General features: G+C 60.7%; 21 protein-coding genes and 1 pseudogene. 4 read left to right on the top strand and 18 right to left on the bottom strand.

Features of this window, described 5'->3' with window-relative positions:
• Positions 1-46: 46 nt before the first annotated feature.
• The 5 genes from ACZZ0A_RS07535 to ACZZ0A_RS07515 form a co-directional block, all read right to left on the bottom strand.
• A complete protein-coding gene (locus ACZZ0A_RS07535; protein ID WP_123374851.1) occupies positions 47-1,489 on the bottom strand; it encodes a sigma-54-dependent transcriptional regulator in 1,443 nt (480 codons plus the stop codon).
• A complete protein-coding gene (locus tag ACZZ0A_RS07530; protein ID WP_447784512.1) occupies positions 1,458-2,948 on the bottom strand; it encodes a sensor histidine kinase in 1,491 nt (496 codons plus the stop codon). The genes ACZZ0A_RS07535 and ACZZ0A_RS07530 overlap by 32 nt, the downstream gene beginning before the upstream one ends.
• 94 nt (positions 2,949-3,042) lie before the next feature.
• The gene (locus tag ACZZ0A_RS07525) at positions 3,043-4,146 is read right to left on the bottom strand and encodes an SCO family protein (RefSeq protein ID WP_463542775.1); all 1,104 of its coding nucleotides are present in this window, start codon (positions 4,144-4,146) and stop codon (positions 3,043-3,045) included.
• A complete protein-coding gene (locus ACZZ0A_RS07520) occupies positions 4,143-6,950 on the bottom strand; it encodes a multicopper oxidase domain-containing protein (RefSeq protein ID WP_463542774.1) in 2,808 nt (935 codons plus the stop codon). Before ACZZ0A_RS07520 ends, ACZZ0A_RS07525 begins: the two co-directional genes overlap by 4 nt.
• Positions 6,951-7,305: 355 nt before the next feature.
• Positions 7,306-8,754 carry a sensor histidine kinase gene (locus ACZZ0A_RS07515; protein ID WP_095111630.1) on the bottom strand — a complete coding sequence of 483 codons (1,449 nt, stop codon included), beginning with the start codon at positions 8,752-8,754 and terminating at the stop codon, positions 7,306-7,308.
• A gap of 424 nt (positions 8,755-9,178) precedes the next feature.
• On the opposite strand from ACZZ0A_RS07515, the gene ACZZ0A_RS07510 reads away from it, so the two are divergent.
• From ACZZ0A_RS07510 to ACZZ0A_RS07495, 4 genes are all read left to right on the top strand, one after another.
• Positions 9,179-10,525, top strand: a complete 1,347-nt coding sequence (locus ACZZ0A_RS07510) for a hypothetical protein (RefSeq protein WP_038364907.1) — start codon at positions 9,179-9,181, stop codon at positions 10,523-10,525.
• 35 nt (positions 10,526-10,560) lie between these two features.
• Positions 10,561-12,789 (top strand): Ig-like domain-containing protein, encoded by a 2,229-nt coding sequence (locus tag ACZZ0A_RS07505; protein ID WP_123374847.1) that lies wholly within the window; start codon positions 10,561-10,563, stop codon positions 12,787-12,789.
• 73 nt (positions 12,790-12,862) lie between these two features.
• Positions 12,863-13,327 (top strand): curlin, encoded by a 465-nt coding sequence (locus ACZZ0A_RS07500; RefSeq protein ID WP_414915452.1) that lies wholly within the window; start codon positions 12,863-12,865, stop codon positions 13,325-13,327.
• 26 nt (positions 13,328-13,353) lie between these two features.
• On the top strand, positions 13,354-14,805 hold the full coding sequence (locus ACZZ0A_RS07495; protein ID WP_463542773.1) for a curlin: 1,452 nt from the start codon (positions 13,354-13,356) through the stop codon (positions 14,803-14,805).
• Positions 14,806-14,948: 143 nt separating this feature from the next.
• On the opposite strand, the gene ACZZ0A_RS07490 is transcribed toward ACZZ0A_RS07495, so the two are convergent.
• The 13 genes and pseudogenes from ACZZ0A_RS07490 to ACZZ0A_RS07430 form a co-directional block, all read right to left on the bottom strand.
• Positions 14,949-15,473 carry a hypothetical protein gene (locus tag ACZZ0A_RS07490; protein WP_238539559.1) on the bottom strand — a complete coding sequence of 175 codons (525 nt, stop codon included), beginning with the start codon at positions 15,471-15,473 and terminating at the stop codon, positions 14,949-14,951.
• 94 nt (positions 15,474-15,567) lie between these two features.
• Positions 15,568-15,666: pseudogene (locus ACZZ0A_RS07485) on the bottom strand (antitoxin PaaA2 family protein); the annotation flags it as partial.
• 230 nt (positions 15,667-15,896) lie between these two features.
• Positions 15,897-16,268, bottom strand: a complete 372-nt coding sequence (locus ACZZ0A_RS07480) for a DUF6124 family protein (protein ID WP_463542772.1) — start codon at positions 16,266-16,268, stop codon at positions 15,897-15,899.
• Positions 16,269-17,157: 889 nt separating this feature from the next.
• Positions 17,158-18,018 (bottom strand): CsgG/HfaB family protein, encoded by an 861-nt coding sequence (locus ACZZ0A_RS07475; protein WP_095124770.1) that lies wholly within the window; start codon positions 18,016-18,018, stop codon positions 17,158-17,160.
• A 28-nt stretch (positions 18,019-18,046) separates the two neighbouring features.
• On the bottom strand, positions 18,047-18,478 hold the full coding sequence (locus tag ACZZ0A_RS07470) for a curli assembly protein CsgF (RefSeq protein WP_007919401.1): 432 nt from the start codon (positions 18,476-18,478) through the stop codon (positions 18,047-18,049).
• Positions 18,475-18,867: a curli production assembly/transport protein CsgE gene (gene csgE / locus ACZZ0A_RS07465; RefSeq protein ID WP_414915451.1), complete on the bottom strand. Its 393-nt coding sequence runs from the start codon at positions 18,865-18,867 to the stop codon at positions 18,475-18,477. Before csgE ends, ACZZ0A_RS07470 begins: the two co-directional genes overlap by 4 nt.
• Positions 18,864-19,403 carry a type II secretion system protein gene (locus ACZZ0A_RS07460; protein WP_038364888.1) on the bottom strand — a complete coding sequence of 180 codons (540 nt, stop codon included), beginning with the start codon at positions 19,401-19,403 and terminating at the stop codon, positions 18,864-18,866. Before ACZZ0A_RS07460 ends, csgE begins: the two co-directional genes overlap by 4 nt.
• On the bottom strand, positions 19,378-19,752 hold the full coding sequence (locus ACZZ0A_RS07455; RefSeq protein WP_007919395.1) for a type II secretion system protein: 375 nt from the start codon (positions 19,750-19,752) through the stop codon (positions 19,378-19,380). The genes ACZZ0A_RS07460 and ACZZ0A_RS07455 overlap by 26 nt, the downstream gene beginning before the upstream one ends.
• A gap of 5 nt (positions 19,753-19,757) precedes the next feature.
• Positions 19,758-20,231 (bottom strand): type II secretion system protein, encoded by a 474-nt coding sequence (locus tag ACZZ0A_RS07450; RefSeq protein ID WP_007919393.1) that lies wholly within the window; start codon positions 20,229-20,231, stop codon positions 19,758-19,760.
• A gap of 2 nt (positions 20,232-20,233) precedes the next feature.
• A complete protein-coding gene (locus ACZZ0A_RS07445) occupies positions 20,234-22,081 on the bottom strand; it encodes a secretin N-terminal domain-containing protein (RefSeq protein WP_414915450.1) in 1,848 nt (615 codons plus the stop codon).
• Positions 22,078-22,590 (bottom strand): hypothetical protein, encoded by a 513-nt coding sequence (locus ACZZ0A_RS07440; RefSeq protein WP_007919390.1) that lies wholly within the window; start codon positions 22,588-22,590, stop codon positions 22,078-22,080. The genes ACZZ0A_RS07445 and ACZZ0A_RS07440 overlap by 4 nt, the downstream gene beginning before the upstream one ends.
• Positions 22,590-23,138, bottom strand: a complete 549-nt coding sequence (locus tag ACZZ0A_RS07435; RefSeq protein ID WP_095111640.1) for a GspMb/PilO family protein — start codon at positions 23,136-23,138, stop codon at positions 22,590-22,592. Before ACZZ0A_RS07435 ends, ACZZ0A_RS07440 begins: the two co-directional genes overlap by 1 nt.
• Positions 23,125-23,670: a PilN domain-containing protein gene (locus ACZZ0A_RS07430; protein WP_463542771.1), complete on the bottom strand. Its 546-nt coding sequence runs from the start codon at positions 23,668-23,670 to the stop codon at positions 23,125-23,127. The genes ACZZ0A_RS07435 and ACZZ0A_RS07430 overlap by 14 nt, the downstream gene beginning before the upstream one ends.

Genomic DNA, 23,670 nt, shown 5'->3' with positions numbered 1-23,670 from the left:
CCACTATCGCGAGCAGGCTCACTCCTACAGGGGATTTGCGGTGGGGTTACCACTGCCGTTTATCCGGCCGGGCGAGGCCGAGTTTTTCGATGCGGTAGCGCAGCATGTCGCGACTCAGGCCCAGCAGGCGCGCGGACTTGGTGACGTTCCAGTCGGTCTTGTCGAGCATCTTGCGCACCATGTCGCGTTCGACTTCCGGCAGGTTCATCGACTCCATATTGCTCGCCGGACGCGGTTCATAGTGCGGCGCAGCCTCGTAATGTTGATGCTGATGCTGCGGCGGCAGCTCGTCGCACAGACTCATGCACACATTCAGTTGATGCGCGGCAATCGTGTCACTCGGCGCCAGCAGCACGGTCTGTTCGAGCATATTGCGCAACTCGCGCACATTGCCCGGCCAGGTGTAACTGAGCAGCAACTCCTCAGCCTGCTGACTGAAATGCAGATTCGGTTTGCCGTATCGTTTGCCATGACTGGCAAGGAAGTGCCGGGCCAGCAGCAGAATATCGTCGCCCCGCGCGTACAGGCGCGGCACCTTGATCGAAATGATCCGCAAGCGGAAAAACAGATCGCGGCGGAATTTGCCCTGCTGCACCATCTGCTCCAGGTTGCAATTGGTCGCGCTGATCACCCGCAGATTGACCTTGCGCTCCTTCACCGAACCGACCCGGCGAATGGTGCGGTCCTCCAGCAACTTCAGAATCTTTGCCTGCAACAGCAGATCCATCTCGCCGATCTCATCGAGAAACAGCGTGCCGCCATCCGCCGCCTCCACCAGTCCGACCCGGCGATCCTTGGCATCGGTGAACGCACCCTTCTCATGGCCGAACAACTCCGACTCGACCAGATTCGACGGGATCGACGCACAGTTGAATTCAATGAACGGACCTTTGCTGCGCGGGCCGTCGAAGTGCAACGCCCGGGCCACCAACTCTTTGCCGGTGCCGGTCTCGCCTTCCACCAAAACCGGGGGCAGATCGGTGTTGGCCATGCGTCGCTCGGCATCGAGCAACTGGCCGATAGTGTTCTTCAAATACTGCATCGGCGCCGAGTCGCCGATCAGCGCCTGCACCCCGGATTTCTGCGCCTCGCGCTCCTGATAGAACGACAGCGTGCGCTCCATCCTTTCGGTGGCCAGGGCCTTGTCGAGCAGCAGTTTGAGCTCCGTCAGCGCGACCGGTTTGGTGACGTAATGAAAGGCGCCCTCCTTCATCGCCACCACGGCATCTTCAACGTTGCCGTAACCGGTCATCATGATCACTTTCAGATCCGGCGCGCTGATGCGCAGCTTCTGGATCAGGTCGTGACCACTCATGCCCGGCAGCGAGTTGTCGGTCAGCACAATGTCGGGCATGAAGGTTTCCAGTTGCCCTAACGCATCTTCGGCCGAATGGCAGACTGTCACCTCGAAGTCTTTACGCTCCAGGTAGGTCTGAATATTTTCGGCCAACAGTTCGTCATCCTCGACCAGCAGAATGCTGTGTTCCATATTCCCCTCCCGATGCCACTTTGAAGTTGAGACTGACGCGGGTTCCCTCCTGCTCTTTGCTGGTCAAAACGACCGAGCCCTGAAAACGCTCCATGATTCTTTTGACCAACGCCAGGCCAACCCCGAGGCCGCCCTGCTTGGTGGTAAAAAACGGTTTGAACACCAACAGTTGCTGCTGCGCGCTCATGCCCTTGCCGGTGTCGCTCACGGTCAGACGCACGCTGTCGGGCTGCGGCGATTCGAACTCGACGGTGAGCACACCGCCCTTGGGCATGGCTTCGAGGGCGTTGGCAAACAGGCTATTGAGTATTTGCGTCAGCAGCACCTTTTGACTGACGACCGGCGCGCAATTCTGCGGTGTGAAGCGCACTTCGACGTTGCAGCGTTTGATCAATGCTTCGAAGGCGCCAACGGTGTCTTCGACCGCCATGACCAGATCCACCGCCTCGCCGTCGTCATTCATCGGCCGCAGCGACACCAGCAACTCGCGCACCCAGCGTGACATGCGATCGACCTGGCTGATGATGTCGCCAATATTGCGTTGCGCACCGGGGCTGGCGACTTCCTGGGCCAGTTCGGCGCTGGAGCGAATGGTCGCCAATGGATTGCGCAGGCTGTGCGCCACCGCCGAGGACATCTCGCCGAGGGCAACAAAGGTTTCGTTGCTGATCAACTGTTGCTGCTGGCTCTGCAGCAGTTTCGCCGCGCGGCGGACGATCCAGAACAACGCCAGAAATATCGCCGCGCCTCCAAAACAGGTCGCCGCCCAGATCGAGGCGAAACCACGGTCGATGCGGTCGACCAGATCCGCCGGTTCCTTGTAGACCTCAACCATGGCGACGACTTTGCTTTTGTCGGCGTTGAACATCGGGATGTAGTTCTCGATGAACAGGTATTTCGGTTCGCGCAACATTTGCTGCTCGGGTTTCTCATCGTCGATCTTGTGGTAGCTGGAAGACACCGGCACTTTCATCTCGAATGATTCGTCGAGCTCATCGTCATCCTTGATGTGCACACCGATAAGCTCAGCGTTGGTCGACCAGATCACCGTGCGATCCAGCGCATAAACGGTCGCGAGCAAAATATCCGGCAAGTGTTCGACGTGATCGAGAAACTCGGTGCGTGCCGAAGCCTGTAACGCCGGGTCAACATCGGGGTACTGGTTGTCCTGGCGCGGGTCGAGCATTTCGCCCATCGTCCGGTTCGGATTGATTTTGGCGTGACGCATTTCCGCCGCGCCAATGGCCTCAACGAATTGCGCGGTCAGCAGCGCATCGCGCTCGACACTTTCGGTGACCACGAAGCGTGTGGAGATATAACCCAGCCCCAACGCCACGGCGGCGATGATGAAAAAACTCGCGAGCGAGAACCAGCGCAGCAAATTGAACTGCTCGCGCCAGCCCTTGCATGCGACCGATGCGTTCGGTGCAGAGGTTTTTTGTGCTTCCAGTCGCTGCATGGGAGTGGCCCTGGAGTTTTATATCGCGCTGCTTACAGCCATCAGTGTAGGTGGCTCTGACCGCGACACACGGTTCAATGATGCTATTTCGCCGCTACCGCATCTGACTCACCGTCGCGGCTGGATCGCCCGGTTTTACTGGCGTCAAAGCACCGTCGGTCATGGCCGCAGTGGACGGTTGCTGACGCTCTGTTTCATCGCTGAGAAAGTCGATGATCGACTGCGCGGATTGCTCATCGAGGCGCAGATTGGGCATCGGGATTCGCTCGAATTGTTCGTAGAGTTGCAGGGCAATCGGGTCTTTTTCCGCGAGCAAGCGATCCGGTTCGCGGATCCAGCGATTCAACCACTCGGGATCGCGGTGGCGAGTTACGCCGATCAGGTCAGGGCCGATGCTGCGCATGCCAAGGCCCTGGCCATCCTGCGGGCCGAGGCTGTGACACGAGGCGCAACGGGTGCGGAACAATTCTTCGCCATTGCTCGGCGGGCGAATGTCCGGAGCGTTGGCGTAACTTTCCTCGATGCTCGGCTGTTTCCAGTTCTGCAGGGTGTTGGCCAGTTGATCGGCGAGGATCCACGGGTTTTCGAACGGTGAGGCTTTCATCCAGCGCCCGGTACTCTGGTTGCCGACGATCAGGCTGAGGTTGTGATCCTTGCTGCGGCCATTGTCGACGCCTTCGATAAACAGCCCGAGCTTCTTGCGCAGGTCGGTGACCTCTTCGAATTCGCCCGTCAAAAACCTCCAGCCGGGGCCGACCTTGAAGCGCTGCGCATAGGCCTTGAGCACGTCGGGCGTGTCGCTGAGCGGGTCGATGCTGATCGAGTAAAAGAAAATGTCTTGCCCGACCCGATCCCCCAGCAGTTTCTGCACCTGGCGCAAGCGCGCGGTTTCCAGTGGGCAGGAATCGCTGCACGAAGTGAAGATGAAGTTGATCACCACCACTTTGTCTTTGATCAGGTCATCGAAGAAATGCACCTGCCGACCGTCCTGATCGGTCAGCAAGGTGTTGGGGAAATAGTCGCCACCCCACGGGGTGGCGGATTCACTGGCCGGTGACGGCTCGCTGACACTGGCCTGATGTGCCGGCAGCAAGCGGCTGCCGAGCACACAGGCGACCAGTAGCAACACCAGATGCATGCCCAGCGCCCGGGAGCGCGGGGTATGCACGGGTTGGCTGTCACCGTGGCGGCGGTTCATGGCTTGACCACCACTTGTGGGCCCATACCGTCGCCGCTGCGGAAAGTTGGCAGCGCGGCGGAGTTGACGTAGCGCACACCGTCCCAGCTTGGCAGTGGGGTTGGCATCAACTGCAGTTGCCCGGGTTTCTCCAGGTCCCAACGCAGCAGCATCGAGTTGTCCTCATGCTGAGTGTTGTGACAGTGCTCCATGTAGGTCCCGGCAAACTCGCGGAAGTTGATCGCCATTTCCACACTGTCCAGACCATCGGCTTCGGAGCCGATGCGATAGACGTCTTTGCGTGCCCATTTTTCCCACTCTGGCGGTGCCTTGCCGCCGCGACTGAGGATGATCCCCTCTTCGAAGTGCACGTGTACCGGATGGCTCCAGCCCTTGCCGCCGGCCTTGATGTTCCACACTTCGAGGGTGCCGAACCCGGTGACACCGGCATCGGTCGGGCCGCTGGACAGCTGAGTCGAAGCATTCAAGCGACGCGGGTCCATGTGGAAGCCGAAACCGCCATCGGTCTTGACCGTCCACGGCGCCTCATCGGTGCCGTCGGAGCGGCCGAAGGTGAAAGTGCGGTGGCGGGCCTTGGCCAGCACGACTTTATCGGCGGCGTTGTCGCGATGGAGTTTCAGCGGGATCATCACCAGCCCTTCAGCCTTGCCCGGTTTGGCCGGCTCGTACGCCGCTGGGTTCATCGCCAGATCCTGACCGGTGTAGGCCTTGACGTTGAGCTGCAAGACCTTGCCCACCGCCGGATCTCCCCGGTCCCACTGCGGGCCATTGCTGGTCTGCTTGATCACTGGCAGGTATTTCTCCGAAAGTACGTCAGCCAGCGGAATCATTTCTTTCGGGCCTTTGCCGTCGTCCTGCGCCTGCAGGTTGAGGAAGAACAGCTTGTCACCGGGCTTGATACCGTTTTTCGAGAAATTGACGATGATGTCGAAGCGCTCGGCGATGCCTTGCGTCGGCAGGATCGCGTTGTGGTTCTGTTTATCGCCATCGGCGTCGAGGTCCATCGAACCGTCGAACGGCACGCTGTGTTCCATGATGTTGCCGTCGTTGGCGATCATGTGGAACGGCACACGGCTGTACGTCACACCCGAGTCTTTCGGCCCCTGAAACTCGCCGCCACTGCCTTTGATTTCCCGCACCAAGGCCAGTTTGAAGTAGCGCGACACCGAGCCGTTGAGAATGCGGAAGCGATAACTGCGCGCACGCACGTCAAGGGTCGGTTTCCACTGCCAGTTGACCAGCACCTGATCGCCGATGAAGCCATCGGTGTTGAAGGGGTTGAACCACAATTGGCCTTGTTGATCCCAGGCCTTGTCGGCGAGCACCAGATTGACGTCATAGTCGCGGTTGCCCCACGGCAAAGCGCTGCCGCTGGGCAGACGCAGGTTGACGCCGTCGTTCACCGACTCGTTACCGCGATCCAACGCGCTGTAGTAGTTCATCATCGCCGCGTTGCCCTTGTAGACGTTCTGCGCGGTGAAATCGAGCATGTGATCGTGGAACCAGTGGGTGCTCATGGTTTCGCGCCAGTCGCCACGGATCTTGATGGTGCCGTTGTCGCAGGTCTTCTTCGCCGGTGCGAGGTCGTTGACCCACAGGGTTTCGCCCGGTGCGCAGGGGAACGCCGCGCGCGGGTCTTCGGCCTTGGTGTTGATGCTGTCGTAACCGGCGAGCTGGATCGGCCAGCGATAGTCGTAAAACTGCCCCGGGAAGAAGAACGCGTTGGCATAGCCGTCGCTTTCCGCTGGCGCGTGGCCGTTGTGCTCGTGGGTGCTGATGGTGTGCAGGCCAAAACCACGGTTGGCCGACGGATCGATCGGCAAGCCGTTGTAGTGGCGCATCATCACCGGTTGGCCGTAGCGCACCATCAACAGTTTCGGCGGCAACGTGCCGTCGAAGGTCCACACCGAGTTGTGGTTTTGCGCCGGCATCGCCGGGTGGAAACGCGGGTCGACGCCCTTCGAGGTGCCGTCGGTCAGCGGTACACCGGCGACGTTGTGGTACAGACCGCCGGGGCCGAATTCGCCCACCGCGTAATGGTGCATTTGCACGCTGTCACGCAGGCCACCGTTGAGGCGCGCGCCGGTCTGTACGGTTTTGTAAGCGACTTGCGGGTAGAACTCGTTCCAGCGCTGGTGCGCCCAGCCTTTTCCGGGTGGCCGACCTTCGGCGGACGAGCCGATGTGCCGGTTGAGGAACACTTCGATCTGCGCCTGCCACGGGTTACGGTCGACGACATTGGCGAACTGGCTGGGGAATGGCGTCAGCCCCGGTTGACGCAGGAACGCGTCGAGGGCGCTGCCGGGTGGCGCGCTGCGGGCGACGTTGTTCGGGTCCTGAGCCGGTGCCGGGCCAATCGCGGCCGGCGGAAATGGCAACGGCGCGGCCGGGGTGGTCGGGTCGAGCTTTTCCGGGCCAAACTCTTCGAACAGGGTCAACTGCTGGGTGAACGGTTGCGCGCCATAGAGCGGGCTCGGCTTGCCGTTGGTGGGGTAGTTGAAACTGGTCTGCACCGTCGGCGGCAGAATGTTTTCCGTGCGGGTCGAGTCGCGGCTGCCTTTGACGCCGTCGGGCAAGTCGAAGGAATCTTCGTTGGCCTCAGGCAGGGTCAGGATGTTATTGAGCGCGCCGGCGCGGTCGGCCGGTTCGTCGTAGTACGCCGAGGGATCGGAGACTTCTGGCTGTCGCTCGTCATCAATGGGACTGGCGCGAACGCCGGCCATGCTGCCGAGGGTCAACATCAGAAAGACGCTCAGAGGCGTCAGCAGGAAAGTGTTGCTTGGGTCACGCGTTGCTCTGTCCATCACCAGCCGCCTCATCAAGGAAGGGGTGATGGTGTTTTGCAACTACTGCGCCAAGAAATTATTTCTAGTTGTAACAGGGACTTGGAAAGTCTGTGGGTTCCCCCACTCCCCGGTGACCGGGGCTTGACACCCACTGATGGGGGAAGTTCATAAATCTTTTGAGGTAATGCAAACCTCATGTAGGAGCTGCCGAAGGCTGCGATCTTTGAGATTGATCGTTCCCACGCTCTGCGTGGGAATGCAGCCCGGAACGCTCTGCGTCCCATCGGAACGCGGAGCGTCCCTTGAGGCATTCCCACGCAGAGCGTGGGAACGATCAGTCAATAGATCGCAGGCTTCGGCAGGAATGGACGAATCAGGGGACCAGTTGAAACGCCAGACGAACGGTGGTGCCCTCGCCTTCGCGGCTGTCGAGAGTCACGCCGCCACCGAAGCGCTCCATGATGCGCTTGACCAGCACCAGACCGACCCCGAGACCGCCAGACTTGGTGGTGAAAAACGGCCGGAACGCCATGGTCCGTTGCTCTTCGTTCATGCCTTTACCCGTGTCGCTGAGCACCACGCACACGCCACGGTCTTCGCTCGGTTCCAGGCTGACGGTCAGCGTGCCGCCCTTGTCCATCGCCTCCAGCGCATTGGCCAGCAGGCTGTTGAGGATCTGTGTCAGTTGCACCGGTTGGCTGAGCACCATGGGCGTGTGCTGCGGATGAAACACCACCTGCACGCCGGCTCTGGCGATCTGCTGTTCAAACGCGACAAGGCTTTCGTGCAGCGCTGCCACCAGATTCACCGGTTCCGGATCATCGTTGAGCGGACGCAGTGACTGCAGCAGCTCGCGCACCCACTTCGACATGCGATCGACCTGGCCGATGATGTCGTTGATGTTCTTCTGCGCCGGGCCGGCGTCGAACTCCAGCGCCAGTTCAGCGCTGGAACGAATGGTCGCCAGCGGATTGCGCAAACTGTGTGCCACGGCGGAAGACATCTCGCCCAGGGCGACAAAGGTTTCGTTGGCGATCAGTTGTTTTTGCTGGGCCGCGAGCAGAATCGCCGCGCGCCGTACGATCCAGTACAGGCCCAGATAAATCAGCCCGCCACCCAGTGCAGTCGCCAGCCAGATCAGAACCAATCCGCGCTCCATGCGTGCGATCAGATCCTTGGGCTCCTTGTAGATTTCGACCATTGCTGTGACGTTCTTGCCCTCGGCGTCAAACAGCGGAATGTAGTTTTCGATGAAGATGTAGTCCGGTGGTGTGATGAATTTCTGTTCTTCACGGGCCTTGTCGACATCGTGGTAACTGGCAGAAACGGGGATTTTTTCGTTAAAGGCGCGATCGAGGTCTTCATCGGCATGAATGTTGGTACCGATCAGCGCGGGATTGGTTGACCAGATCACCTGGCGGTCGGGCGCGTAGATGTTGGCGAGAATCACGTCTGGCAGGTGTTCGATGTGATCGAGAAACTCGCCCCGAGCATCGGCCCGGGCTTGCGGACTGACGTCGGGAAAGTTCGCGTCCTGACGCGGGTCGAGCAATTCACCCATCGTGCGGATATTGGGAATGGAAACGTGACGCACCTCGGCCGAAGCGATGGCCTGTATGAACTGGGCGGTGAGCAAGGCATCGCGCTGCACGCTTTCATCAATGACAAAACGCGTCGACACCGCGCCAAGCGCGATGGCCACGGTACCGATCACCGCCATGCTGATCAGCGAAAACCAGCGCAGCAGGTTGAACGACTGCTTGCGCGAGCCCAAGCGCAGATTGCCCTCCTCGACCGGAAGCGATTTCGACTGCATGTTCATGGCGGCGACTTCCCGATACATCCCTATAGGGTTATAGCCCACGGGTGGGGGTTTGCCCGGTTGCGGGGATATCGACCCGATCTACACCTCCCAAACCCACCTCAGATCTGTGTAGGAGCTGTCGAGTGCAACGAGGCTCGATCTTTTGATCCTGCTTTTGTGAATCAAGATCAAAAGATCGCAGCCTGCGGCAGCTCCTACAGGGGTTCTGCGTACGACGGGCCACTAAGAGCATCCCCACCGTCCCCGATTCTGGGGAATGACGCCCTTTTCCCGCTGGCCAAAAACCTGCCCCTTCTGCGCGTCAAGCCCTCTACCCCGGCCCTCTCCCGCCCATCCACTACACCTTGGCATGGAAGGTGTACAGGCCCTGTGCAACTGACCCATCCCCAAGGGGCAGGTACTTTGATAGAGGGATTAACTCATGCACCCTTTACTGTCCAAAACCGCGACTGTCCTGGTCGTGAGCGCATTGGCCCAGGGCATCGCCCAGGCCGCTTTGTTTGCTGTTGATCCGGGTCCGTACACGCCGGCCAACGGCGGTTTCGCCAGTTGGTATCAGGACTCACACGGTCGCACCCTGGATCTGTGCCTGTCCAAAGCGCTCAGCTCCCGAGTACCCAGCGCCCCCGGCGCGCCGTCTTACATGTGCTCGCTGCTGCCGACCCCCGGCGTATTCGATGACGCGCAACCGATTGTCTTCCCGACAAACTTTCCCGACGAAGCGTTCTGGTTCACCGGCGAAACGGCCCTCGTCGACGCCGCACGGGGAATTGATCTGGGCTACGTCAGCGCCATCGAAGCCGCGTTCGCTGCCGAGGAACCGGTTGAAGGCGATCAAGTCAGCTTCGCCCGTATCCGTATTCGCGTCGATGTACCGACCGCCGGCACCTATGTCATCACCCACCCGTATGGGGTCGACGTGTTCAACATCGACACCCCCGGGCGGCGCGCGATCAACATGACTCGCGACATTGGTATCGGCACGCCGAAAACCTATGACGGCGCGCTCAAGGGTGACATCGGACCGTTCCTGCGCAGCGTCAACGGTCCCTACACCGAGACCAACCCGCTGACCGGTGCCGCCGAACAATTCGTCGGCGACCCGAACCTCAACGAGGCAGTCACCGGCAGCCCGTTCAACACTAACTACGTACGCATCGAAGGCCCTAACGGCCTCGATCTGCGGACGAACGTGTTCGCCGTTTCGGGCAAGTTGTCGACGGTGGTCCGGCCTACACCAATGATCACCCAGCGCAGCACTTACTCGCGTACTGCGGGAACCAGTGCGCCGGTCGCCCAGCAGGATGTGTTCGTCCTCGCGCCGCCAGCGCCGGGCACCGTCGCCGTTACCAGCAGCACCCCGGTGCTGAACATGACCGAAGCCAACAGCACCGGCAGCTGGTACGCGCAGTCCTCGGTCAACCCGACCTTGCCAACCACCTTGCAAGTGACCGCCGACAACCACCTGGCCATCGCCAGCAGCACGCCGACCACTCTGCCCATGACCCTGACCGACCTGGTGGTGATCCAGAGCGCGCAATACAGCCTGAGCTCCGGACAACTGACCGTGGTCGCCTCGACCAGTGACGAAACCTCGCCGCCGGTACTCACCGCCACCTCCGGCAGCGGCGCCGCCATCGGCGCGCTCGGTGGCGACGGCGCGGTGAAAACCCTGGCCACCGGGATCTCGCCGATACCGCCGGCCAAGGTTCGGGTGACGTCGTCCAACGGCGGCAGCGATACCGAAGAAGTGGTCATCGTGCAATGAACGCTCACATGCCCAGATCCGCATCAGGAGGCATCATGAACAAGTGGCCACGCTTTGCGCTCAACGCGCTCGGGCTCGCTCTCTCGCTGACCGGCAGTGCCTATGCGCAACTCGCCGCCGTCGACCCCGGCCCTTACACCTTCGCCACCGGGAAATTCCCGATGTGGTATCAGGACAACAATCTGCTGTCGATGGAACTGTGCCAGTCGCGCGCCGCCAGTTCGCGCGTTGCCGCGACCACACCGCCGGCCTACATGTGCATTCTCTTGGCCGAGCCAGGCATCTACGACGATGCCCAGCCGATGATTTTCCCAGACAACTGGCCGCCGGAAGCCTTCTGGTTCCTGGCCGAAACCACGATTGCCGACAACGCCGCCGGTTATGGTGTGGACGCTTATGTCGCCGGGATCGAAGCGGCATTCGCCTCGGAAAATCCGGCGGACGGTGATCAGCAAAGCTTTGCGCGGATTCGCATCCGGGTAAACGTACCCGTTGCCGGCACCTACACCATCACGCACCCGTATGGCGTCGAGACGGTCAATGTCACCGCACCTGGGCGCCGCGCGATCAACATCACCCGCGACATCGGCATCGGCGCACCGGGCAATTTCACCGGTGCCGTCAATGGCGCCATCGGACCGTTTTTGCGCAGCGTCAACGGCCCGTACACCGAAGTAAACCCGGACACCGGCGCCACGGAAACTTTCGTCGGCGACCCGAACCTCAACGAAGCGGTGACCGGCAGCCCGTTCAACACCAACTTCCTGCGCATCACCGGGCCTGCCGGGACGATCCAGTCAAGCGTGTTCAGCCTGTCCGGCAAAGTGCTCGACAACCGTCAGCAGACCCAGGTGGAAATCGACCGCGCCACCTATCGCCGCACCGCCGCTGGCGTGCGTGCCGAAGTGTTTGCCAAGGCCAGTAACAGCTCGACCCTGTGCTTCCGCGAAACCGTGGCGCTGCTGCCCGGCCCACCGCCAACGCCGTGCCAGACCAGTCTGTTGGGTGACAACAATGGTCTGTTCTTCGGCCACCGCTTGGGCACTGGCGCGGTACCTCCGGTAGTCGTCGTGACCGCCACCAACCCCGCCGGCACCACGCGTCCGACGGCCGTGTCGGCGAAGCTCACCGACGTGGTGAAAGTGCAGACCGCGCGCTACAACTGGGCCAACCATAGCTTGCTGATCGAGGCCACTTCGAGCGATGAAGTGGCGATCCCCGACATGGTTGCCCAGGGCTACGGGCGTCTGTCGAAAACCGGCACCCTGCAACGCATCACCGTCGCCGACCTGACCCAGCCACCCGCCACCGTGACAGTGAAATCTGCCGCTGGCGGTGGAGACACCGAAGCAGTCGTCGTGGTCGGCAACGCGCCAGACACCGGTGAAAACCAGGCGCCAATCACCAACGCCGACAGCGGCAGCACCAGCTTCGGCGTGCCGATCACCCTCAGTCTATTGACCAACGACAGCGATCCTGATGGTGACAATCCGCTGGGCATCACCGCGTTGACTCAACCGGCCGCCGGCCAAGGCACCGTCGCGCTCAACGGCACCACATCGGTGGTCTACACGCCGCCAGCGGTAGTCAACGCGCCACTGACCACCACCTTCACCTACAAAGCGCAGGACGCCAAAGGCCTGGCCTCGGCCAATCCAGCCACCGTAACCATCACCGTCGCACCGAACCAGGCACCGACCGCCGTCGCGGACGCTGTCGCCACGCTCGGTGTGGCAATCCCGATCAATGTGCTGGCCAACGACACCGATCCGGAAGGTAACGTGCCACTGGCCGTCAACAGCCTGACCCAACCGGCCGCCGGCCGAGGCACGGTCAGCAGCAACGGCACGGTGATCACCTACACCCCACCGGCCACCGTGACCACGGCGTTCACCACGACCTTCACCTACATCGCCCGGGATGCCTTCGGTGCCCTGTCGACGCCGGCCACAGTCACGGTGCAAGTGTCGCCACGGCCAGCAGCGGAAACGTTCGCCGTCACCGCTTCAACGGTGCAGGCACGCTCTGGCGGGCGCTTCAACTGGGACTTCACCGGCACCTCGTCAGTGACCACCGGCAACACCATCACCGTGCAGGTCACCACCCCTTCCGGGCTGGTCACCCTTGGCACCACCACGGTGCCGTTGACCGGACGCTGGCGGCTGACGCTGAACAACACGCTCGTGGTGCCATCGGCCAACCCGACCGCGACGATCCGCTCGTCCCAAGGCACCGTGCGCACGGTCTCGGTGACCACGCTCTAGGCCTGCGCCCCAGCCACTTGCGGGTGGCTGGGGCGTGCTTCGCAACCGGATAACGCCACACAGGATTTTCACCATGAACACGTCGACCGCCGCCCTGCTTTGCCTGCTCCTGCTGTGCAGCAGTGCAGGCGTGCGCGCCGACGACCTGATGGAAAACGACGACCTGGCCCCGACCAGCAGCGACCTCGGCGAACTGCCTCCACCGGTGGGTCAGCAAGCCCTGATCGACCAGCTCGGCCAGGCCAACGTCGCCCTGCTGCAACAGAACGGTCAGTCGCTGCTCGGGCAGATCGTGCAGTCGGGCAGCAATCAGGAGGCGTACATCCTGCAACAGGGCAGCGACCTGATGGCGCTGATCAACCAGAACGGTTCCGGCAACGCCGCCTCGATCACTCAGAACGGCAGCCACAACCGCGCGCAGATTTCGCAAAACGGCAACAACAACGACGCCAGCATCGAGCAGGCCGGCGCGGGGCTGCAAAGCGCCGTGACCCAGTCGGGCAACGGCATGAGCGTTTCGGTCAAGCAATATCGCTAAGCACTGCAATCATCGGAGAGTTCATCATGTTCAAACTGACGCCCCTCACCGCCGCCATCCTGGTCATGATCAGTGCCCAGGCCATGGCCGACGACAGCCTGTCCAACCAGAGCCAGGTCGGTACCGCCAACATCGCGGATGTGAAACAGACCCAAGCTCCATTCAGCACCGCCACCCAGACCCAACTGGGCCAGGGCAACGACGCCGCCGCCGTGCAAGACCACGCCAGCAGCGTGATCACCCAGGACGCGGTCGGCGACTACAACGCCGCTTACGCCGAACAGCTTTACGAAGACAACGCCACCATCACCCAACAACAGGTCGGCGCCTTCAACACCGCCCACGCCAGCCAGTCGCTAGGCTTCGGCGCACCGAACAGCGCCCTGCAACAGCAGCAAGGCACTGGCAACTTCTCGTTCATCTATCAGGATTCGCAAAACGGCAGCGAAGGCAAAACCTTCCAGTTCGGCGACAGCAACGAAGCCAACATCGAGCAACTCTATGAAGGCACCGGCAACAGTTCAGTGATCACCCAGTACGGCACCGCCAACTACGGCACCGCCGAACAAGTGCTGCACAACGGCGGCCAGATCGGCATCAACCAGGCCGGCGAAGGCAACTACGCCTACGGCGACCAGCGCAATGGCACTGGCGGCAACATCACCATCAACCAGTTCGGCAACCTCAACGGCACGGAAATCTGGCAGGACGCGCAACTGGCCAGCCAGGCCACCGTCAACCAGTACGGTGACAGCAACGAAACCGTGGTCGATCAAAGCTTCGGCGAAAACAACAGCGCCGCCGTCACCCAGGTCGGCAACAGCAACGCGATCTACGCCGACCAGTTCGAATCGGTCAACTCGACACTGGCGCTGTATCAGGTCGGTAACGGCAACGTGCACTTCACCTACCAGAACGGCGACAGCCACGTGCTCAACGCCACCTCCGTGGGCAACGACAACAAGGTCTACGCCAGCAACTGGAAAGGCCCACAATCCGGTGGCCAGTTCGGCAGCGGCCAGCGTGCGACTGTGAATCAGGCGGGGAATGGCAACATCGCCAGCTTCACTCAGGATGGCGTCGGGCAGGTCATGACCACGCATCAGACTGGCACGGGTAACAAGACCACGGTCAGTCAGGCTGAGTCGTATAACGAGCTGTATTTTGATCAGAATGGTAGCGACAACATTTTGATATCGGATCAGCGCGGGACAGGGAACCTGGTGCAGGGTTCGTCGAATGGCACCGGCAACAGTGCTGAGTTCGATCAATCCGGGACTGGCAACCAGGCGTATACCGCGCAGCTGTATGGCAGTGACAACATGATCACGGTTAAACAGGCGGATACCATGAACGTGGCGTATGTGACCCAGGGCGGGACGGGGAACATTGCTAATGTGGATCAGAGTGGGGTTACGCAGACGGCGAATATTCAGCAGTTCGGGTCGGCTAACCAGGCGACGGTTTTGCAGCAGTAGGGGTTGGGTGTTGATGGGCCGCGATTCTCTGGTGAGGGGGGTCGCGGTTTTTTTTGGCCTATGCAGGAGCTGCCAAAGGCTGCGATCTTTTGATTTTGCTATTGGAGATCAGAAGATCGCAGCCTTCGGCAGCTCATAGTCGATCAATCTGGCATTGAACGAATAATGTCGGCCAGATCATCCTTGGTTAATTCATTGGCCTTAATGGCGGCAGCGGTATCTTTTTTGGAAAGCGGAAAACGCATGAAAACTTCTTTCAAAGTATCCGCATCCACATTTGCCAGCCAGAGTGGATCAATAAAAGAACCACCATACTCAGGCTTCATGGGCACTTCTTCGTGAGCAATCGCGCCTTTATGATTCAGATACACCACATAACGATCGTGACCTTCAGGAAAGCTTTTATCGTGGTAGAGCGTAGTGCCCAGAGGCAGGACATAGAAATTATCGTCGCCATTTGGACCTTCGATAAGCAACGGTTCTTTTGTTTTGATCATTTTCATATCGTTTCGATTTGAATGACCGTCAATTACGATTGAAGCCAACAACACCCCATTCACAGATAGAACTGCCGCCAGCCACAGACTGACTCGCCCGTTTGTAAAAAATTTCCCTATCATTTTCGCCTCGGTATTCCCTTCGAGTGTGGCTAGTGAATCAACGAACATCTAACTCTTGCAGTGTACCGGCGACTCCCTCTATCCGGGTGGGATTGATCTACCCACAGGCCTCGAGTCTTCTTCGCGCAACGCCTCTTGAACCTCATGCCTGATTCGTCGTTCCGCCCTTCATCTGTGCCATTACTTGCTCATTCGGAATGCTGGGGCGGGGATCTTCGAGCGACTTCCGGACTTTGGCACGGAGCCAACGGTCCTAGCTGGCGGCCTGTTCTTCGCTTTCGAAATCTTGAACGGTTGTGGAAAACAGTGGATCCATGGTGCCTCCGGACCGAGGGTAAAATCCTGTCCCTGTTCTTGATCGTTCCCACGCTCTGCGTGGGAATGCCTCTCGGGACGCTCCGCGTTCCAACTCGCGAATTTGACGCAGAGCGTCAAAGGCTGCATTCCCACGCAGAGCGTGGGAATGATCAATCAGCCATCCTTCAGCTCGACGTGATCGAGGGCTTGATTCACCGCCAGTTCGCCCAGCATGACGACTTGTGCGATGCCCAGTGCAGTCTTGCGGTGTGAGGTTTCCAGCGAGGCGGCGAAGTTGATGAGCATTTCGCTGGCTGAACCGAGAGTTTCGCTGGCGTTGGCCAGCAGGGATTCGGTGTCGTACCTGGGATTGGCGAGGTACATGGGTTCCGGCTCGTTGGCGCTGGACATGATGTGGGCGGTGGGGTTGAGGTAGAAATCGAGGGCGCGGTCGGCGGCTTCGTGGAGTTTTTTGCTGTCGACTGAGGCGTAGGGGGATGTGGTGTTGGTGTCTGATTCTGGGGGGTTGGGTGTTGGTTTTTTCATGGTGATTCTCTCTCATTGATGGTTGCAGCTGGCCCATTCGACTTCCAGGAAAAATGGGTGGCAGCTGTACGCAGGCTGGAAATCCGGGAGAGAGCAACCCGGCAGACACGAATGTCTCCCGCGCACAACCGCCATAACAGAGTGCACACAATGAAAGTGCGCAAGCATACGTTATGAAAGGCGTATCTGCTCTCTCGTGTCTTCGGGTTTCCATGCCCGGTCGCTGAATTGGCAGCGACGAACACAGGCTAGAGACCGGACGTCCGACGGACAACCTGAAAACCTTGTGGGAAGGTTCCGCTGATTCAGACACTTTTTTAAACACACTTCAGATCGCAGCCCTCACCCTAGCCCTCTCCCGGAGGGAGAGGGGACTGACCGAGTGGTTTGGGAGAGGTACGTCGACGTGCAATACCGAGTCGAACTCAGGCTTTGAAAAGCACACAAATCGGCTCCCTCTCCTCGGGGAGAGGGCTGGGGTGAGGGGCAGCAACAACGCAAATCAAAAGCCAAACACCCCCGCTCCTCACCACTCAATAGGCCGAGTGTCAGCTCGCCTGCTCTTGATCTTGATCCACGGGCGACGTCGGAAGGCTGAGTGGAGGGATTGATCCGGGCGTGGGAGCGCAGCGACCGTTTGGCGCAGCCAAACACAGCGGGAGTAGGTGCAGCGAAGCAAACCGGAGACGCTGCGCCCGGATCGATCCCGGAGCGAAGGAACCCCGAGCTTTAGCGAGCGGGCCGCACGCAGGAGCAAGCCTTTTGGGTTACCTTTTCGGCGTTTGGAAAAGGTGACCCGCCGTAAGGGCGGAACCCTAAGCAGCCGTTACCGCAGCAACGGATATGCACCCGCCCAACCAGAACCTGGTCGGCCCGAAGGCCGCCACGTTCACTCCGCCTCCGGATCCACCTTGTTCTGGCTCAAATACCGATTCAACACATCATCCTGCGAAGGCACAGAAGCGTCCCCCGCCACCTGCCACAACCGCCGCTCAATCCCCTGCGCCACCATATGCCCCACCGCCGCCTCAATCGCCGACAACACACAAAGCTGCGCCGGCTCATTCGTCGTATACCCAACCTCAGCCTCAAGCAACTTCTTGAACTCGATAAACTTGAAAATCCCCGCACTGCGCGCCACCGAGTAAATCGTCTTGCTGGTCATCACATTCGCCAGCACCTGCCCACTGCGCACATCCACCGCACGCAAGTTCACAGTCACCTGATCCACCCGATACTCACGCTGCAAATCAATCCCCAGATACCGCGCCCCTTCCCCACCGCTACGCACATTGGTGTCATACGCGATGATCCCACCCTCGAGCATCATGTTCGCCGCCTGCAACGGTGGCAGCTCACCCTGAATATTCACCGGCGTATTCGGCTTCTTCTGCGACGCACGAATAATCTTGCGCTCGGTCAACAGGTTCTGCAGCCCTTCCCGCTCCAGCACCACAAACCAGCCACTGGCCTGCATCGCGTCCATCAACATCGACGCCGCGCCCTGGGTCACGCTGGTGGAAAACGAACTCGCCGGCGTCGGTTTGTACTGCCCGGTCTGATCCCGGAAGCCGTACACCACCGCCATCAACCGCCCCTTGGGGCGCGGCATCTTCAGCAAGTCGTAATAAGTCGAGGCCCTTGGAGTCAGGGTCGGAGTTTCGGTGTCCTGCTCGGCCGACATCGGCTCACGCAGACTGCACCCTTGTAATGTCGCCAACAGCAGCCCTAACGCGATGATCTTTTTCATGTCCGTTCTCCCCGGAACCGTCAGCCCGTCATGGGTTGAGGCCGTTCACCTGAATTTCCGAAACCTCACCGGTCGCTCGATCGGTCACTTCAATGCTCAGTGCCCCGGAGTCGTCGATGACGTTGACGATAAAAGAGTCAGTGGACAGGCTCCCCGTGTTGCCAGTGGAGATGTTGTCCAGCAACTGCCCTAGCAGCCGCGATTGCAATTGACTGGTGAAGCGCTCCAGCGCCGACGTCCCGGCCACTGCCGAGCGGCTCTGGATGTCCGGATCGTCGTGATCGTTTTGCGCCTGAGCGTTGTTGAGCAACCAGGTACCGTTCAGCGGATTGCCGCCGAACGACGGATTGACCGGCGTGTAGACCAGTTCAGTGGCCTGGACAGCGGCAGCGCTGGCGAGCCCGATCAACAACCCCGAGATCCACAATCCGCTGCGCCGTGAGAACGTTGTGCTGTTCATAGTTCGTCCTTCTCAAGGTCGGTGGTGTCCTGCAACAGAGCCTCCAGCTTGCGCTGGACAACCTGGCGTCGAACCCAGTCGGCGGCCGCGTAGGCCTCGTCCTTCAGTTCCACGGTGTTCGGCGGCAGGAAGCGCCGATAAACCAGGCGTTGCTGATATTCCACGGTCACCAGGCTGCCCCAGCGCGCGTCGGGCCGCTCGCGCACCACCAGGTTGAAATCCATCGGGCTGGTGTCGCGCAGGCGTTCACTGAACGAGTAGTAAAAGTCGTGGCCGATGTGCGAGATCGTGTCGTCGACGATAAAGCCCATCATTTCGTCTTCTTCACCGGCGCTGGCGCAGCACGCCACAGCGGTGAGGAGCAGCGCGCACCACCACTGACGAGTCATGGCTGCAACGCCTGTGGCAGATTCGACTGGCCTTTGGCCGGGCCATTGGTGCCGTCGAGGAAGGCCTTTTCGGCGACGAACTGCCAGTCCGAATAACGCTGCATGCCGTCGAAATCCGACCACTGCGTCGGGAAGCCCGATTGCTTCAAAGGCAGCTCGGTCGAAGGACTGTTGAGGCCGGTGATGCGTCCATCGAAACCACGTTGCAGTGCCCATTCACCCTGACCGATCGGGTCTGGATAGAGCTGACGCAGGTGATGCTTGGCCTCGGGAAAACGCTGATCTTCAAGCAGATCCGCCAGTTCTTTCGGGTACTGCGCCAACCCTGGCGAACTGCGGTAATAACTGCGCAACGCCTGTGCGTACTGAGTGCCGACCCAGAGCAACTGGCGTTCACGGTCACGGCGCGAAGCGGTCGACCACAGTTCGCCGGCACTGGCCAGACCCATGCCCATCACCACAATCAGGAACAGCACGCCCAGGTACGTGAAGCCACCCTGCTGCGCGCGGTTACCACTCGGAATACTGGCTGCCATCACGCGCCCTCCCGGTAGCACCGCTTTTGATATCAGCCACGCCGCCGGCGACGCCGTCCGGTGGCGCGATCAGCACCCACTGGTCTTTGCGTTCGGTGATCGGATCGAGTGGCGCGTTGCGCAGGTAACGTTGTTCGATCAGTTGCTCGATGGAATCCGGATACCGCCCGGTGTCGCCGTAAAAGTGATCCAGCGCCTCGCGCATCGCCGACAGGCTCTGGCGCAGGGTGGTTTCCTTCGACGCTTCGAGGCTGTTGAAGTAGCGCGGCAGCGCGATGGTCATCAGCGTGGCGATGATCGCCATCACCACCATCAGCTCCAGCAAGGTAAAACCTTTTTCCCGGCGCATGAGGTTCACCACTCGCGGTAGGCGATGCCGTTGAGGCCCTTGCCCCGGGCGTGGGAGTAGACGTCGAACACGTCCTCGCCATCGCGCGGGTTCTGAGCCGAACTGTTGTAGGCGCGCACGCCCCAACCCCCTTCGTCATCACGTTTGGCCGGCACCAGCGGATCGCGCGGGATGCGGCGTAAAAAGTAGAACTTGGCGCCCTTGGCGCTGCGCACATCGCGCACGCCTTCGACCAGTACTTGCAGGTTCGGCGGGTAGCCGCTGCTGTTCAGCGACTTCTCGATGTAGCCGGCATCGAACGCGCGTTTGTAAGCGTCGATGCCATCGCGAATCTGGTACAGCGCGTTGCGTAATTCCTGCTCCTTGCCACGCCGCACCAAAGTCTCGGTCAGCGGCGCGGCCATGCTCGCCAACAGGCCGATCAGGGCCAGCGTCACCACGACTTCGATCAGGCTGAAACCGCGTTGGCAGGCGTTCATGATCAAGGCTTCTCGACGGTGACATGGGTGGTGGCCACGGCCGACTCACCGACTGCACGCGGCTGCGCGGCAGGCGATGGCATCACGTAACTCTGCGAACGATCCGGTGCCTGGATGTGCATGCTGGTTTCGGTGCCGGTGGAGAACTCCATGTCCGACGGGCTCTGGTACGGCAGGTTGCGCACGATCCGTGGGGTGATCGACAGCACCAGTTCGGATTTGCCGACGGTGTCCTTGTTGCTGCCGAACAGCCGGCCAATCCCTGGGATATCGCCGAGGCCCGGAATCTTGTTGCCGGTGGCGCCGTGGTCGTTGCGCATCAGCCCAGCGAGGATCTGCGTTTCGCCGTCATGCAAACGCAGCGAGGTTTGCGCGTTACGGGTGTCGACCTGCACCGGGATCGTGCCCTGCCGGGTCGGCTCCAGCGGCGTCGCGTTACTCACTTCGAGAGCAATCTTGATCGCCACTTCGTTGTTCAGGTGCACGGTCGGCTGCACTTCGAGTTTCAGACCGACGTCCAGATAAGTGACGCTCTCAGTGATCACCGGGCCTTGCGTCGACGGCACCGAAGTCGCGCTGATGATCGGCACGCGCTGACCGATGTGGATCCGCGCCTGCTCACGGTTGCTCACACGAATCACCGGGCTGGCGAGGGTGTTGATGTCATTGTCCTGGGCGTTGATCTTGGCTTGCGGCGACGGCGAGATCGAAATCCGGCTGGAGTTGATGCCTTTCAGTTGATCAAGCAGGGTCACCGCCGAACCGTCGCTGTTGACCACGCCGAAGGTGTTCGGCCATTGCAGCCCTAGGTCGAGAATGCGCTGGGTGGCGACTTCCATCACTTCCACCTCCAGCACCACTTCCGGGTTGGACTGATCTTGCGACTGCAGCAGTTTCTCGGCCATGCGCACGGCGTCTTCGGTGTCGCGCATGGTCAGGGTGTTGAGGCGTTCGTCGACGAACACGTCGCGGGTCTTGAGCATGGTTTTGACCATGTTCAGCGCGGTGTTCGCGTCGATGCTGGTCAGGTAGAACGTGCGCATCACCAGTTCCTGGTAATCCTTCACTTTCTGTGGCGAGTCCGGGTAGATGAGCAAGGTGTTTTCGTTCACCACTTTCTGGTGCAACTGGTTCTGTTGCAGCAGCAGGGTCACGGCGTCTTCAATGCGCACGTCACGCACGAAGATCGTCGCTTTCATGTCCGGGCGCAGGTCTTTGTCGAAGATGAAGTTCAGTCCGGCGACCTGCGACAGCACTTCGAAAATGGTCTTCAGGTTGGCGTCGCGAAATTCCAGAGTCACCGGCCGATCAAGCTTGGTGCGCAGTTGCGGATAAGCAATCACGTTGCGGCTCTGCACCAGACGAATGTTTCCTTGCAGCGCCAGCGCGCCTTCGTTGTTGGGGTCGAGTTCGAGGATCTGTTTGACCTGCCGATCAGCGCCGTAGATGTCACCGCGACGCAGGTCGCCACGCGCCAGTTCCAGTTTTTCGTCCATGCTGCGCAGGTAGTCCATCTGCTTCAGGGCATCCTGAGCGCGGCGGTTGTTCGGCTCGATGGTCAGCGCGCGGTTGTAGGCCACCCGCGCCGAGGCGAAATCGCGGCGCGAACGGTCGGTGTCGCCGGTCGTCAGCAACGCGGTGATGGCCTTGGCCCGACCGCTGTTGAGCAGCAAGTGCAGCTCGGTGTCCCGTGGGTTTTCGCGCAGACCTTCCTCGACACGGGCCAGCCCCGCTTCGTACTGACCCTGTTCAATCAGGTCGGCGGCTTCCTTGTTGGCCACTTGTGCAGAACTGCACGCGGCCAGCCCGGCACACAGGCCCAGGCTCATCAGCAAACGGGAACGGTTCATTGCGTACTCCCCACAGACAGGGTCTGCGACAAATGCAAGGGCAGGTAGACCAAGCTCAATTCCAGATCGGAAATGCCGGTGATCTTCCAGGTGTCGTCGATCACATCCCCATTGCGCACGACGTAGATCTTTTCGCCGTTCTGCAAAAACACTTGCAGGTCGCTGCGGTCATGCAGCCTGCCGACGAACTGAAACGGCACCGGTGGCAGGCTCGGGGCTTGCACCACAGTTGCTGGATTGATGGCCATTTCGGTGACCGTGGCCAGGGTCGGCGCGGCCTTCCAGGTCTTGGCGGCGAACAGGTCGCCGGCCGGGCTCAAATCCTTGATCGGGGCGTCTTTGGCCTTGGCGGTGCTGGCCGGCAGCGCGCCACGGGTTTTCCCCGGCGTAGCGACGGCCACTTCGTTGGAATCGGCGTCTTCGCTTGGCGAGAAATATTCCGGCAACCACGCCAGCGCGGCCGCTACGCCGAAGAATGCCAACCAACCTGTCACGCGCTTGGTATTCATCACGACCTCGACAGGTAAAGGGTCATACGGATCCGGCCATTGAGGTCGGTGTCGCCAATCTTCTTGCGTTGCAGTTCGAGGTCTTCCACCACCACCGCCGGCAACTGCCCGAGCAAGGCGTGCAGGAAGCGGCGCAGTTGCGGGTAACTGCCGCGCACTGGCAGGAGAATCTGATAGCGCGCCAGATGGGTTTTCGGGTCGACGCCGAGGGCATATTCACCGCGCGCCAGGGTGATGTGCTCCTGGGCTGCAAGGGCGTAGATGCGGTCGATGGCGACGGTGGCTTGCGGCTGCGCCGGCAGTTTGTTGCGGAAGTCGTCGAGCTGACGCTGTGGCACCACCGGTGGCGCGATGCTGCCGTCCTCAACCTTGGCCAAGTACGCGGTGGCTTCCTGAGTCTGCAGGCTCAGGTGCTGCAATGATTGCCAACCCGGCAGCAAACCACCGAGTGCCCAAGCCACGGCGATCAGCAGCAGCGCCAGCCCGGCGAGGCCCGGAACACCGAGACCTTGCAGGTATTCGTGGACGATCAGTCTAGGGATTCGCATCGCCAATCTCCCAAGTCGCCGACAGGTTGAATTGCACCGGTTGTTCCGGCGATTTGACGACAATTTCGTGGCTGAGCAGCGACACGTCCGACAGCTCGTCGCTGGCTTCCAGACGTTTGTGGAAGTCGAGCATCGCTTGCAGATCTCGCGCTTCGGCGCTGATGCGTACCTGACCTTTACGGGCATCCGGGGTCAGGGTCAGCAGCGCGACGTCATCGCGCGGCATCGCTTCGAGCATGGCGAACAGGCGTTCCCACGGCCGGCGCAGTTGCTGTGAGACCTTGCGCATTTCGGCGAGGTTTGCCGCTTGCTCACGGGTTTCCGCCGGGCTCAGGGTGGACTTGGCGCCGCTGTCTCCGGTGAGCTGACGCTGGGTGGTTTGCAGGTGGCCTTGTTGCTGTTCGGTGTGCGCGCCGAGGTGCTGTTGCACGCCGAAGCACAGCAGCGCCAGCAGCACACCGCCGCCGAGCAGGCTCCAACCCAACGGGCCGGAACGCGGACGCGGCTGAAAGTCGAGATTGAGCGCGCGCAT

The sequence above is a fragment of the Pseudomonas sp. AC242 genome (assembly GCF_979258655.1).
Note: the sequence above shows the minus strand (reverse complement) of the source record. Positions and strands in the feature narration are given on the sequence as shown.